At 32.9% G+C, this 14,806-nt stretch carries 14 protein-coding genes; 4 read left to right on the forward strand and 10 right to left on the reverse strand.

Annotated elements, in window-relative coordinates:
* Positions 1-18: 18 nt before the first annotated feature.
* The 5 genes from hemE to hemA form a co-directional block, all read right to left on the reverse strand.
* Positions 19-1,044 carry a uroporphyrinogen decarboxylase gene (gene hemE / locus ACXHHC_RS04755; protein ID WP_458228508.1) on the reverse strand — a complete coding sequence of 342 codons (1,026 nt, stop codon included), beginning with the start codon at positions 1,042-1,044 and terminating at the stop codon, positions 19-21.
* A gap of 66 nt (positions 1,045-1,110) precedes the next feature.
* Positions 1,111-2,403 carry a glutamate-1-semialdehyde 2,1-aminomutase gene (gene hemL, locus ACXHHC_RS04760; RefSeq protein WP_458228509.1) on the reverse strand — a complete coding sequence of 431 codons (1,293 nt, stop codon included), beginning with the start codon at positions 2,401-2,403 and terminating at the stop codon, positions 1,111-1,113.
* Between the two features lie 20 nt (positions 2,404-2,423).
* Complete coding sequence (locus ACXHHC_RS04765) at positions 2,424-3,077, reverse strand: uroporphyrinogen-III synthase (protein ID WP_458228510.1); 654 nt, start codon at positions 3,075-3,077, stop codon at positions 2,424-2,426.
* A 46-nt stretch (positions 3,078-3,123) separates the two neighbouring features.
* Positions 3,124-4,044, reverse strand: a complete 921-nt coding sequence (gene hemC / locus ACXHHC_RS04770) for a hydroxymethylbilane synthase (RefSeq protein ID WP_458229224.1) — start codon at positions 4,042-4,044, stop codon at positions 3,124-3,126.
* On the reverse strand, positions 4,037-5,290 hold the full coding sequence (gene hemA / locus ACXHHC_RS04775; protein ID WP_458228511.1) for a glutamyl-tRNA reductase: 1,254 nt from the start codon (positions 5,288-5,290) through the stop codon (positions 4,037-4,039). The genes hemC and hemA overlap by 8 nt, the downstream gene beginning before the upstream one ends.
* A 269-nt stretch (positions 5,291-5,559) precedes the next feature.
* On the opposite strand from hemA, the gene ACXHHC_RS04780 reads away from it, so the two are divergent.
* The 4 genes from ACXHHC_RS04780 to ACXHHC_RS04795 all read left to right on the forward strand — a co-directional run bounded on the left by ACXHHC_RS04780 (position 5,560) and on the right by ACXHHC_RS04795 (position 8,661).
* Entirely contained in the window at positions 5,560-6,465 is a 906-nt protein-coding gene (locus tag ACXHHC_RS04780; RefSeq protein WP_458228512.1) for a helix-turn-helix transcriptional regulator, read from the forward strand.
* Positions 6,465-6,989 carry a TrmH family RNA methyltransferase gene (locus ACXHHC_RS04785; protein ID WP_458228513.1) on the forward strand — a complete coding sequence of 175 codons (525 nt, stop codon included), beginning with the start codon at positions 6,465-6,467 and terminating at the stop codon, positions 6,987-6,989. Before ACXHHC_RS04780 ends, ACXHHC_RS04785 begins: the two co-directional genes overlap by 1 nt.
* Positions 6,990-6,991: 2 nt before the next feature.
* On the forward strand, positions 6,992-8,008 hold the full coding sequence (gene hemH, locus ACXHHC_RS04790) for a ferrochelatase (RefSeq protein WP_458228514.1): 1,017 nt from the start codon (positions 6,992-6,994) through the stop codon (positions 8,006-8,008).
* Positions 8,009-8,073: 65 nt separating this feature from the next.
* Entirely contained in the window at positions 8,074-8,661 is a 588-nt protein-coding gene (locus ACXHHC_RS04795) for a CopD family protein (RefSeq protein WP_458228515.1), read from the forward strand.
* A gap of 2 nt (positions 8,662-8,663) precedes the next feature.
* On the opposite strand, the gene ACXHHC_RS04800 is transcribed toward ACXHHC_RS04795, so the two are convergent.
* The 5 genes from ACXHHC_RS04800 to ACXHHC_RS04820 all read right to left on the reverse strand — a co-directional run bounded on the left by ACXHHC_RS04800 (position 8,664) and on the right by ACXHHC_RS04820 (position 14,784).
* Positions 8,664-9,797: a glycosyltransferase family 2 protein gene (locus ACXHHC_RS04800; protein WP_458228516.1), complete on the reverse strand. Its 1,134-nt coding sequence runs from the start codon at positions 9,795-9,797 to the stop codon at positions 8,664-8,666.
* A 118-nt stretch (positions 9,798-9,915) separates the two neighbouring features.
* Complete coding sequence (locus ACXHHC_RS04805; protein ID WP_458228517.1) at positions 9,916-12,288, reverse strand: GumC family protein; 2,373 nt, start codon at positions 12,286-12,288, stop codon at positions 9,916-9,918.
* Between the two features lie 9 nt (positions 12,289-12,297).
* Entirely contained in the window at positions 12,298-13,092 is a 795-nt protein-coding gene (locus tag ACXHHC_RS04810) for a polysaccharide biosynthesis/export family protein (RefSeq protein ID WP_458228518.1), read from the reverse strand.
* Positions 13,093-13,101: 9 nt separating this feature from the next.
* Complete coding sequence (locus tag ACXHHC_RS04815; protein WP_458228519.1) at positions 13,102-13,860, reverse strand: glycosyltransferase family 2 protein; 759 nt, start codon at positions 13,858-13,860, stop codon at positions 13,102-13,104.
* Positions 13,861-13,887: 27 nt separating this feature from the next.
* Positions 13,888-14,784, reverse strand: a complete 897-nt coding sequence (locus ACXHHC_RS04820; RefSeq protein ID WP_458228520.1) for a glycosyltransferase family 2 protein — start codon at positions 14,782-14,784, stop codon at positions 13,888-13,890.
* Positions 14,785-14,806 lie beyond the last annotated feature (22 nt).

Here is a 14,806-nt window from a genome sequence, read left to right on the forward strand (position 1 = left end):
TGTACTAAGTACTCAGTACTAATTTCCGTACTCTTTCACCGCTTCTATAAACGCTCCGGCATTCTCTAAACCTATATTTGGTAAAATACCATGTCCTAGATTTACAATGTACTTGTCTTTTCCAAAGGCATCAATCATTGTTTTTACTTGCTTCTTGATTTCTGCTGGTGGTGAGAACAAACGCGTAGGATCAAAATTACCTTGTAGTGTAATATTTCCTCCTGTTAACTTACGAGCCCACTCTGGTGTAATGGTCCAATCTACTCCTAAAGCAGATGCATTAGACTTAGCCATTTCTTCCAAAGCAAACCAACATCCTTTTCCAAAAGCAATTACTGGAGCATCGTCTTTTAAGGCTTCAATAATCTGATTGATGTACTGCCAAGAGAACTCTTGATAATCAACCGGAGATAACATTCCTCCCCAAGAGTCGAACACCTGAACAGCATTTACACCTGCTTCCACTTTTTTCTTTAAGTAAGCAATTGTAGTATCTGTTATTTTTTGCAATAAAGCATGCGCAGCCAAAGGTTGTGTAAAACAAAACTCTTTTGCTTTGTCAAAATTTTTAGAACCCTGTCCCTGAATACAGTAACACAAAATTGTCCATGGAGAACCCGCAAAACCAATCAATGGAATTTCGTCATTCAACATCTGTTTTGTTAACTTAATCGCATCTAGCACATAACCTAAGGTTTCTTCAATATCTGGAACAATTGCTTTTTCTACATCGTGCATGTTCTTAATAGGATTTGGCAACCAAGGTCCAATTCCGTTCTTCATTTCCACCTCAATATTCATCGCTTGCGGCACTACCAAAATATCCGAAAATAAAATAGCAGCATCCATTCCGTACCTACGAATAGGTTGCACGGTAATTTCTGCAGCCAGCTCTGGCGTTTGACAACGTGTAAAGAAATCGTACTTCTTTTTTATCTCCTGAAACTCTGGTAAATATCTTCCAGCTTGTCTCATCATCCAAACAGGTGGTCTTTCTACTGTTTCGCCTTTTAAGGCTCTAAGGTATAGGTCGTTTTTTATCATTTCTTAGCTTTAGGCTCTAGGCTATATGCTCTAGGCTAGTTGTTAAAAAGGCTTAAAGCCTATTGCTTATTGCTTATCGCTTATTGCAGCAAATGAATTATCAATTGCCACTTCTAGTTTTTCTAATTCGTTTTCACCAATCTTAGTTGATAAGAACCAAGCTTCAAACTGAGAAGGTGGTAAGAACACACCATTTTCAATCATTGCCCAGAAGAACTTTGCAAACGTTTCTGTATTTGACGATTGTGCTTCTGTAAAGTTGGTAATTTCTTTACTGGTAAAGAATGGATTTATCATAGAACCAAATCGGTTTACCGTAATTTCTACCCCATGCTTTTTAGCAGACGTTAATAACATTCCCTCTACTTTTGCTGCAACCTCGTTAAACTGATCGTAAGGGTTTTGGTTCTTTAATTCTGTTAATGTAGAAATTCCCGCTGCCATTGCAATTGGATTTCCAGATAAAGTTCCTGCTTGGTACATTCCTCCTAAAGGTGCAACATTGCTCATAATTTCGTTAGATGCTCCGTAGGCTCCTACTGGAAAACCTCCTCCTATTACTTTTCCTAAACAAGTAATATCTGCTTGCACACCTATCAACTCTTGCGCTCCTCCAAATTTAGAACGGAACCCTGTCATTACTTCATCGCAAATTAGCAATGCTCCGTTTTCTTTGGTCAACGCTCTAATTCCTTGAATGAATTCCTGAGACGGCTCTACCACTCCCATATTTCCTGTTACAGGCTCTAAAATTACTGCGGCAATATCATCGTTCTTCTCAAAATGTGCTTTTACACTTTCTAAGTTATTGTACTCAGCAATCAACGTATTTTCTACTGCCTGTGCAGGTACTCCTTTAGATCCTGGCAAACTCAATGTTGCCAATCCAGATCCGGCAGCTACCAACATAGCATCCATATGCCCATGGTAACACCCAGAGAATTTTATAATTTTATCTCTATTGGTATGCGCTCTTGCCAAACGAATGGCACTTAATACCGCTTCTGTTCCAGAATTTACAAAACGAACTTTGTCCATTCCAGGAAACGCATCGCATACAATTTTTGCTAATTTTATTTCTGCATTGGTAGAGGCACCAAAAGAATATCCTTTTTTTAAGGCTTCTGTTACTGCTTTCTCCACCTTTTTGTGTCTATGTCCTAAAATCATAGGCCCATAAGACAACACTAAATCAATATACTTGTTTCCATCTACATCTTTAATATAGGCTCCTTTGGCTTTATTAATAAACAAAGGATTTCCTCCTACAGATGCAAAAGCTCTTACTGGGGAGTTTACGGCTCCCACTAAATTTTCACAACCTTTTTTGTATAATTTTTCTGAATTTTTAAATTCCATAATTACAATATTGACTTGTTTTAGTTTCCTATTTCTTTTGTTTTTAACAGCACACTTTCTACTGTTTGCTCGTCGGCAATGTATACGTTTTCAAAACTTTGTACTGCTTCTGTAGCCGTTGTAGTACCTATACAAATTACGGGTACACTTGTGGGTTTATTTTGCTTTAAATAACTTCTAATTCCAGATGGACTGTAGAACAACAAAGCATCTAATTCCTCTTCTATTTTTTTTGAGATCAACGTTGTTTGGTACACTAAATATTCTGTAACCAACACTCCGTTTTCGGCCATTAATGTAGGCAAATCATTATTTCTAAGATTTCCACAAAACCAACTAATCTCTTGTATGTCTTTAAACTTAGCTATTAAGGTCTCTGCTAGCTCCAAGGCATTATTTGCGACAGCTTCAACCACTACTCCTTGTTTCTCTAGCAAATATTTGGTCTTTTCTCCTACACAAAAAACAGTATGGAACAAATCCTTGTTATTTTTATGCACTCCAAATACAGACTTTACACTGTTACCACTCGTAAAAACAGCAAAGGGAATTTGTTCTTCTATTTTAAATCCTTCCCCGTAAGAAATCTCTATCATAGGCACCTCTAACACTTCGTAATCTGCTACGATTTGTTTTTGTGTTTCGGTTAGTATTTTAGTGGATAGAATTCTCACTTCTCGATATTATTTTTCGTCCCTCAAAATCACTCGAAGTGACAATTTACTTCTTTATTACAGATTTAATCTCAGCCATCAATTCCTTTCCTCCGTCTGCTAAAATTTCCTCTGCACAAATCTTTCCTAAGTCAGCAGCTTTTTTAGCATCCGTTATTTTAAAAACGGACTTTTGTTGTTTCCCATCAATAGAACTTAGCAAACCGTTAAAAGAAACTTTGTCTCCTAAAATTTCTGCATGCCCTCCAATAGGAGCTGTACACCCACCTTCTAAAGTCCTCATAAAATCACGCTCTATTGCCACACAAGTAGCAGTTTCTTCGTGATTTAATTGAGCACAGGCTGCTAAAACTTCTGGGTTTGAGTCCAATGCAGTAATCATAATTGCTCCTTGCGCAGGTGCGGGTACCATCCAATCTAAGACCACATGTTCCTCTGGCAATAAGTTGATTCTTTCCAAACCTGCTTTGGCAAAAATAGCTCCGTTCCAATTGTTATCTGCCAACTTTTGTAAACGCGTGTTTACGTTTCCTCTTAAGTCTGTTAATGTATGTGTTGGGTATTTGTGTAACCACTGCGCTGTTCTTCGTAAACTTCCTGTGGCAATAGTTGCTCCCTCTCCTAACAATGCTTCTTGGGTTCCTTTGTAAACAATAATATCGTGAATATCGGCTCTTTCTAAAACCGCAGCTTGCACAATAGTTTCTGGTAATTGCGTAGGTACGTCTTTTAAAGAATGAACGGCAATATCTATCTGTCCACGCAACATGGCTACATCTAAAGTTTTGGTAAATACACCCATACTACCTATTTGATGTAAAGGGATATCCAAAACCTCATCACCTATGGATGATAATTCAATAATTTCTGTACTATAACCTAACTCCTCTAACTGCCCCTGTACCAAATGAGCTTGCCATAACGCCAGCTCACTATTTCTGGTACCTATTCTAATAGGTTTATCCATTCTGTATTTCTGCATTAAATATTTTACTCACCACCTCTATACTCTGATCTACAGAAGTGCTTTCGTCTTTAAGGTGTTTTACGAACTGAGTGGTAATTTTTTGAATAATTCTTGAAGTAATTTGCTCCGCATGCTCCGTATTAAATCCATCAATCTTCTTTTGGTGGAAATTAATTTCATCTTCCTGAATAGACTGTAATGAAATTTTTAAAGCATTTACAGCTGGGGTAAATTTTCGGCTTTCTAACCAAGTAGCAAACTCTTGCTTGTGTTTGTCTATAATTTGCTGAGCTTTTGGAATCTCAGCTTTTCTTAACTCTAATGTTTTATCGGTAATTTTAGACAACTGATCTACATTTACCAATGTGATATTTTCGTAGTCTTTTACTGCTCTATCTACATTCTCTGGCATAGATAAATCTAACACCAACAACTTCTTCTTAGGTTTGATGTTTTTGGATGTAATTGTTGGAGTTTCTGCCCCTGTTGATACAATTAACACATCTGCATCTTCTATCTCAACCTCTAAATTCTCCAATTTGTTAACCGCTACATTCTCATGGGTTTCCGCAAACTCTTCGGCCTTGGCATGTGTTCTGTTGATTAAATGGATATTGGTATTCTCTGTATACTGCAATAAGTTCTTACAAGCATTTTTACCAATTTCCCCTAAACCATATACCAATACTCTTTTAGAATTGTGATTTTCTACATTGTCTATAATATACTGCGTAGCTGCATAGGCAACCGACGTAGTTCCTGAACTAAGCTGGGTATTGTTTTTTACATCTTTACTAGCTTGCAACACCGAGTTCATTAACCTTTCTAAATAGGTATTTAACGAACCGTATTTCTGAGCCATTTGATAGGCTTGTTTTAACTGTCCTACAATTTCGTAGTCACCTAAAATCTGACTTTCTAAACCTGTCCCTATTTTAAATAAATGCTGAATAGCTTCGGAACCTTTATAAATATTAGAAAACTTTACAAAGTCTTCTACCGTTCCATTGGAGTGCTCACACAACAATCCTATCAATTCAAATGGGTGTTTTGCAAAACCGGTAATCTCTGTTCTATTACAAGTAGAAATCACCATCACACCATCTATGCCTTTAGATTTAGCATCCTTAAGCAAACTAATTTGCTTTTGTTTAGACAAACTAAATGCACTTCTTGTTTCTACATCAGCCTTCTTATAACTAACCCCAACATTGTAGAGTTTCGTTCCAGATTTTTTTATGTTCATATGTTTACAAGCCATAAGTATCGACAAAAGTACTACGGATATACTTCTCAGAATATCGCTAAAAGTACTATAAACAACTCCACAAGGTTTTTTCCTTAATTTAAAAACATTCTAGATTGCTTTAAAACCTACACAAATCAGTTGTTTTATGATAAAAATCATACTTCAACATGGAGTTATCGCAGGTAGAAAAAAACACTTTTTAAAGCTATTTTTTAAGCATTTTGACGTAAATTTGTCCTATTACTTACGAAAAACATCGACAAAAAATGGTTCATTTTGATGCTCATAAATATCAAAACATCGACAAAAGTTCTCTACTACTCGTAGACGAAAAAAGTCAGTTTTCGTTATTAATTCTAGAGAATAACAGTTCTGATTCCCAACACTTTGTACACAAAACACACCACAACTATATACAGTTGTACTTTACAGTTAAAAGCACCAACAAAGTTGCTTTTAACATGGAGCACTGTGCTATAGAACTCGCAAAAAACGAATCTGGAATGGTGTACTTTAACGAAGAAGAAACGCATATTCTTTTTTCTTTAGCTCCAGAATCTCAACTAGTTGTCATGTTAATTCCTGTTAAATACTTTCACTCACTTTTTACTACAGAAGAGAACTATTTATTGAATTTTGACAACTTTGTGATAGGTAAACCTATTATAGAAAAGAAAGATGCCTCTCCTGCTCAACAAGTTGTTCTGCATCAAATTATTAATAAAAATGATAATTCTCCGTTAACACAGCTATTTATTAAAGCAAAAGCTTTTGAGTTGTTTAGCTTGTATTTTAGCAATGCAGAAGAAAACAGCAATGAAAATTGTCCCTTCATGTCTAACGAAGAAACCATGTCTCAGCTAAAACAGGCCAAAGACATTATATTAGAACACATGGCAGATCCTCCATCGTTAGAAGAGCTTGCTAAAACCGTTGGATTAAATATTAAAAAACTAAAACAAGGATTTAAAGAAGTATATGGAGCACCTGTATTTACGTTTTTATTAAACTACAAACTAGAATATTCTAAAAAGCTATTATTAGAAAACAAGTTAAACGTTAACGAGATAGGGAATAAAATTGGCTACAGCACCTCTAGTCATTTTATTGCTGCTTTTAAAAGAAAGTTTGGTATTACACCTAAACAATTTACCAAGCAAAATAATATTTAATGGAGCAATTAGACCATACAGATATCGTAAACAGTAAAAAAACATTTCCGTTGGTGGTTTTAGGTGATGAGATAAGAACCCCTCAGAATATAGGAATGTGCATTAGAGCCTGTGAAGCTTTTGGGGTAGAACGTTTTTACCAAAGTGTAAACTCTCCAGACACAAACAACAGAACCGTACAACGTACCGCTAGAAATACCGAAAAAAAGTTACCGGTTACTAGCTATACAGATATTGTTGAAGCTTCCAAACAGTTAAAAAATGAAGGCTATACCATTATAGCTCTAGAGATAACAGATAAAAGCAAAAGCTTGCATCAGTACAATTTTACACAGCATGGTAAAATAGCACTAATAATAGGTTCTGAACGATTTGGGATTACTCCAGAAGTTTTAGAGCTAGTAGACAGCAGCATACACATTCCTATGTTTGGAAACAATTCCTCTATGAATGTGGTAAATAGCTTAAGTGTAAGCTTATACGAAATAACAAAACAACTAAACAAACTAGATACAAAAGATTAATAATGAAAGGAATTTTATTAGTAAACCTAGGTTCGCCTAACAGTACTTCTGTAAAAGATGTTAGAAATTATTTGGATGAATTCTTAATGGATGATAGAGTAATTGATGTGCCATATGTAACAAGATGTTTATTGGTTAAAGGAATTATCCTAAACACCAGACCTAAACAATCTGCAGAAGCTTACAGCAAAGTATGGACAAAAGACGGTTCTCCATTAATTGTAATCTCAGAAAAATTTACCAAAAAAGTTAAAAACTTAGTGGATGCTCCTATTGAACTAGCAATGCGTTACGGAAGTCCATCCATTGAATCTGGAATTGAAAAATTAGCAAAAAAAGGGGTTACAGATATTTTACTGGTTCCTTTGTATCCACAATTCGCCATGGCTACAACAGAAACAATAGAAGCTTTAGCAGACAAAATTGTGCGTAAAAAATTCCCAAACATTACGTTGACCAACTTCCCCGCTTTTTACAACAAACAAGACTATATAGATGTATTGTCTAAAAGCATTAAGGAAACTTTAGACAAAGAAGAATACGACCACCTTCTTTTCTCTTACCACGGGGTTCCAGAAAGACACATTAAAAATTCTGATGTTACAGGAAAACACTGTTCATTAAACGGTGAATGCTGTAATACGAAATCTGAGGCTCATGAGTTTTGTTACAGACACCAATGTTACGCAACTACACAAGGAGTCGTAGAAAAACTAGGCCTACAGCCAGGGTTTTACAGTACTTCTTTTCAGTCTAGATTAGGAAGAGACCCTTGGTTACAACCTTATACAGACGAAACAATAAATGATAGAGCTCAAAACGGAATTAAAAAATTGGCGGTTGTAACCCCAGCCTTTGTTGCAGACTGTTTAGAAACCATTGAAGAGATTGGAATGGAAGCTAAAGAAGAGTTTGAAGAGAACACCGGAGAAGTATTCACAACCATTCCTTGTTTAAACGACAGAGACGATTGGGTAGCTACAGTAAGTAACTGGCTAAATGAATGGTTAAAAAAATAAAGAAAAACAATTGGCAATTTACAGTTACGGAACATTTGTAATTGCCAATTCCTAATTCAATACACATGGAGTATTTATACATTAAATCACTACATATTATTTTTGTAGTTACATGGTTTGCAGGTCTTTTTTACATGGTAAGATTATTTATTTACCATAAAGAAGCAGAAACCAAACCCGATGAAGCTAGAATTGTGTTACAAACACAATACAAGCTAATGGAAAAAAGGTTGTGGTACATTATCACTTGGCCATCTGCAATACTAACAGGCTTAACTGCGGCTTATTTATTGTATTTATCTCCTGGTTTTTTAACCCAAAGCTGGATGTGGGTAAAACTATCTTTTGTGGCTGCTTTGTTCTTTTATCATTTTGCTTGCCATAAAATATACAAGGAACTACAAAACAATGTATGCAAATACTCTACTCTACAATTAAGACTTTGGAATGAAGTAGCAACGATTATCCTTTTTGCAGTGGTATTTTTAGTAGTACTGAAAAGCGCTATCAACTGGATCTGGGGAGTAGTTGGTATTGTATTAGTATCTGTTATTTTAATGCTAATGGTTAAAGTTTATAAAAAAATGAGAGCTAAAAAAAGCTGGGATAAAGAGGAAATACCTGTAGTGAATGAAGAAACAGATAGAGAATAATTTTACTTTAAGAAAATAACTTCGCCTCTACCATCTGCAGAATTACTACCTATTAAAAAATTGGTTGAGTTAGGAAGAATTTTAAACAAAACTTTATTAAATCTATGTGTACCAATGTGATTAATAATCTCTTGGTATGACATAGATTTTTCTTCAAACCACACCTCCTCTATTTCATTTTCACGAACCAATTCTTCAATTTTAATCACACTCTGAGGAGTTACAGACATGATTTCTTTATTCAGTTGTAGATCTTTTATAATATTTCTATTACCTACAAATAAAATCTTCTTTGTATCCTCTATTAAAATAGGAGCATTGCTTAATTGAAAATACTTCAACAAAAACCAGATTTTAACTCCTGCTTTCATTAATAAAACATCTAGTCCATTTACACTAAAATGTTTTCTGTAAAAAATATTCATTGCCCCGTAAAAATGCCTTAGATATTTAACATCCTTTCTTGTACTCTCCCCTTTGTAATGAACAACAGTTGACTCTCCGTTATAATAATTTGCATAACCAGCCTTGGTTAATTTGTAACTCAAATCAATATCTTCTCCGTACATAAAATAATCTTCATCAAAACCACCAACCTGAAGATATCTTTCTCTTTTTATAAGCATAAAAGCACCAACTAAGACCTCTATTTTACCTATACCATCCTTAGTTAAGTAATTCGAATAATAACCAGTATTACTGAGCCCTAACATCCTTCCTAAAGATCTTTTAGGAGTTGGTAACCCTCTCTTACTTTCTGGTAAGAAAATACCTGTACCATCAATAAGTCTAACTCCTAATGCTCCTAAATCAGATAAAGAATCGGCAAAGGGGATAATCTCATCAAACAAACCTTCGCCAACAACAGTGTCGGGATTTAATATTAATACATACTCCCCTTTAGCTATTGCAACCCCTTGATTATTCGCTTTTGAAAAACCAACATTTTCAGCATTCTCTATTAAAACAACATTAGGGAACCTCTCCTGTATCATTTGACAACTAGTATCCTTAGACACATTGTCAACCACTATAACTTCCGAAGGAACACCCTTTAAAGCTTTAGTAACACTTAACAAACATTGTTCTAAGAAATATCTAACATTGTAGTTTACGATAACAACAGAGACTTTCATTTATAAATTGATTAGGTTTAATTTAAATCGAATATAATTCTTTTCACAAAAACAGTGATAGTATCAAATAAAAAAAAGGAGGTTATACCTCCTTTTTTATTCTAAAACTTATAAATCTCTATGACCTTTTCCAAAACTGATACCATTTCTTTTGGCTTTCATCATCTTCCGAATAGGTATAACCATAGGTATAAGCATACTCATAATTATAACCATAACCATATGTGGACGTATCAACACCATTTAGAACGTAACCTACGTTATTTAGTTTTTTATCCTCCACTAACTTTTTAGAATACTCGATTACTTGTTTTTCTGTATATTTCGAACGCGTAACATATACAGTAGTATCAGCAATGTGGCTAAAAATTAAAGTGTCACTTACTAATAATGTGGGTGCTGAATCAATAATTATATAATCGTATTTCTGTTTTAACTCAAGTATTAGCTGTTCAAATCTTCCATTAGAAAAAAGACTTGTAGGATTCGGAGGAATAGACCCCGCTAACAATATATCCAAATTTTGATTTTCACCGTCGTTTAAAATTTCTAAATCTGAAACACTTATATTGTCGTCGTGCAAATAAATTGACAAACCTTTATTAACATTATTTAACTTTAGGTACCTATGCAACTGTGGGTTTCTTAGATCGGCTCCTATTAAAATCACTCTTCCAGAATGACTAATAGCCTCACTCGCAAGACCATACGAAACCATAGTTTTCCCTTCTCCCTTTATAGAAGAAGTAATTAAAATTGCACTACCAATACCCTCTTTTTTAGGCAAGATAAACTTTACATTAGTCAATAACGTTCTAAAAGACTCTCTTAAAATACTTCTATCACTATCATCTTTAAACCTAGTATCATCATTATTTTTTAGCAAAGGAATCGTTCCTAAAATAGATTGATTTTTAGAAAACACCTCAAGATCTTTTATGTCTTTTATTTTTGTATTGAAAATACTGGCTAAATAAATTATACTAAAAGGAATCATTAACCCTAAGAAAATTGCTAGTAAATAAATTGATTTTTTATTCGGAGATGCTGGTATATTAGAAGTCAACGCATAATCCACCACTTTTATAACTGGTTCTTTCACAGCGTATTTAATAGCTGATGTTTCTCTTTTCTCTAATAACAACAGGAATAAACTCTCCTTTATTTCTTGTTTACGTTGTATTTCTCTAAACAGCTTTTCCTTTAAAGGAAAACTTTCAATAGATTTCTTGAAAATAATATTTCTTTTCTGAACTCTATTCTTTGTCTCTTTCAATTGAGAAATATATCCCTGAATAGAATTTATAACCGCCATATATGTTATCTCTATAGACTCATTCATTAGTTTTACTCCAGGATTATTCTCTCCTCCACTATTTAGTAATTTACTTCTACGTAATACTAATGAGTTATAATCATCTAACAATCCGTTAACGGTTAAATTATCTATCCCTAAATTATTTGGGAGTAAACCTCCTTTATTTTCCTTATTGAAATTTTTCAAAAGCATTTTTGAAAGTGAAAGCTGATTCTCTATTTTGAACAATTCCTCCTCACTAAACATATCTTTTTCAATTTCTAATCTAGCATCGCTTTCAAGGTCAAATAGTTCATTCTTTTGTTTAAACTCTTTTTTATAGACTTCAATCGTATCTAATTCTTTAGCTAATGTTACAAACCTTTGATCAATAAAATCTATTGTATTCTTATCTACTAATCTTTTCTCTTCAATACCTTCCTCTCCAAAAATTTTAACTAAACTATTTAAAATTCGCTCTGATTTGTTTTTCAAAACACCTTTCATCGAAATATTTAACAAATCACTTGACTTACCTATACTTGAGACTTTTATTTGTCCCTGTAAAGAAAGTGTTGCACCTTTAATAGTTGTCAGTTTTATTTTAATTGGATCTTTTCTCTTAAATCCATTTTCTACAACAGTCAATTCAAAAGGAAGTGTATGTTTATCTTTTTTTGTTGTTAAGCTATTGAATTCAAAATTCTCTTCTGTAGCAATATTTTTTAATTCAAACCCTCCTTTTATAAAACTAAACACATAATTACCAGTTGGTTCAATTTCGCTATTGACTCGTTCAATTATAAAGGGGACATTTTCTATTTCATCATTTTTAACAGTTCCAAGATTAAAAAAAGATTGCGTTAATTTTTGATCTTTAACTACTTTTTCCATCATTCTGTAAGAAGTCAAAATCGCAATCTCATTCTCTATATTAACTTTAGAACCTACAAAAGATGTAATGTCTGTTAAATCAGGTATCGTATTACTCTCTTCCTCGGATAGAATCTTCACTTTAGTTGTAGTAATATAAGTATATGGTGTATACTTTAATTTAAAATAAGCTATTGATATTGCCAATATAAAACACACACAAAACCATGACCAATGCTTTAAGTATTCAAAAAATATTTTCTTATAATCTATCTTAGACTCTTCAATATTTAAAGCTCTTTCTTGTAATAAATTACTCATACAACGTGTTTAATTTGTTAATAATATAGTTATGCTAATTATTAAAGAAGCGACACTTAAAATTGTCCCAGGACTACCAATAAAACCTGCGCTCTTAACTTTAGAATAATTAGGTTGTACTATAATTATATCGTTTGATTGAATTTCATAATACGGTTCTTCCAAAAGTCTTATATCTTTTAAATTAATATGTATTGTCTTCCTCTTACCTTCAATCTCTCTTATTAATAAAACTTCCTCTCTTTTTCCGTTAATCGTTAAATCACCTGCCAAACCTAAAGCCTGCAAAATAGTAATCCTTGGCTCTGTAATATAAAAAGTGCCTGGAGTTTTTACCTCTCCTAATACAGTAACTTTACTATTTAATATTCTAGTTGATATTGTTGGGTTTTCAAGATGCATATTTTCAATTAAAATATTTTTCAACTTATTTTCTAACATTGAAAGGGTCAAATTTTTAACAGAAACAGTTCCCAAAGTAGGCAATTCAATTTGAGACTTTAAATCAACCACATATCCATTTAATTGCATTTGTTCTAAACTCGTAACATTAGATCCTGAAGCTTGCATTTTATTATAAGGAATGGCTGCTTCTGGAATTGTACTTCCTATTTCTATTTTTAAAATATCATTAGGTTGTATGTATCGTTCTTTGTAATCTATGTTTTTAGATTTATAGCTATATTTATTTTGAAAATATATGATATCCTTTTCCGAACTACACGAGAACAAACATAGTATCGTAATAGAATATATAAGAAATAAACCTAAATCTTTACTTATGTTATTTTTATAATTTTTCATCATTAATTTTTAATATTTATATATTTTAGGTAGTAAATACTGTCTAATCTTTCTTATAATTTTTGACGATAATGTAAACACACCTAATAGATTATGCCTAGCTATAATCTGTAAATCTTCTTTTGATTTTTGTTTTTGTAATTTTGCAGTAGTACTTTTACCTCCTAATCTCATTTTTACTACCCAATTATTCAAATAAACTTTATGTACTAGCTGATTTTTTAATAAACGTAGAGTAAATTCATAATCACTAGCAATACGATAACTTTCATCATATAGTCCAAATTCTTCAAAAACTTCTCTTTTTATATACATCGTGGTATGTAATGGAACCCAACCATAATATAAGGTCCAATGCTTATATGGTTTACCTTTATAGATTCTTTTTACATCTTGAGTATTATTTTTTGCTACATACTTCCCATCGGCATAAACAATATCTGGAGCGCTTTGTTTAAATACCTCAACAACTTTCTGAATAGTAGTTGACTCATATAATAGATCATCTGAATGTAAAATTCCAATCACATCTCCTGTACAGTAATTAATCCCTTTATTAAGTGCATTATATAAGCCGGTATCTTTTTCGGAAAGATAAAAGCCTAGTTTATCTTTATGAGATTCTAATATCTCTTTTGTACCATCAGTCGATCCACCATCTATAACAACATGTTCGATGTTATTATATGTTTGAGACCAAACTGACTCTAAAGCATCCATTATGCATTCTTTATTGTTATATACAATAGTAACAATTGATATCTTCATAGAATTACATTATTTGTTTCTGAAAATTTAAACTGAATATTTTTCTTTTACCCAAGCAATAATTACGTCACTATCCGTTCCTACTTTTTTCTTTAATTCATATATTTTGGCATCCACTAAAAATCGGTACCAAAAAGCTTGTAAAATATACCAAACAAAGCCAGACTTACCATCCATAAACCCAAACTTTAAAATATAAACATAGAAAAAATATATAAAAGGTCTTATGAATAATGGCAATTTTAAATATTTAAGTTTCAAGTAACGTTTTCTTTGTTCTGAACTACCAAACAACCTAGGTTCTACACTACTTTTACTGAAGATTTCGTATTCAGAATCCAACAAATCAATCATTTCTCGACTAGCATAACTATTATGTTTAGTTGTCCACCATGTCAAATCATTAAAATTCTCATCAGTTTGTATAATATCTAATTCAACAGTTTCACCTTCAGAGAGCTTAATATGTTCATCCATCCATCTGTTCTCACAATATCCTTTTCCATATCTCCATATTTTTAAATGTAAAACTGGATACCACCCCCCATGTAATATTTCTTTTCCCATAAAAACAATCTTACGTTTCACATATACGCCAGATATATCACTGCTTAAATGTGCTAACGCATAATTTAAATTAATTTCGTTCGGATTCTCAAAAAATTCGTCAGCATCTATTCTCCAAACCCACTCTGTATTGATATTGCAATTCTCTAAAGCCCAATTAAATTGAGTTGCATAATTAATCCATTTATTTTGATAGACATTCGCTCCCATTTTTTTTGCAATTTCAACAGTCATATCATTACTAAATGAGTCTACAATGTAAACTTCATCAACAATATTCTTTAATGATTCTATACATCGTTCAATATGTTTTTCTTCATTATATGTTAAAATAATCGCTGCAATACTTGTCTTCATATTTTTTTGTTTTCTAAACTAA

This window comes from Wenyingzhuangia sp. IMCC45574 (genome assembly GCF_054182685.1).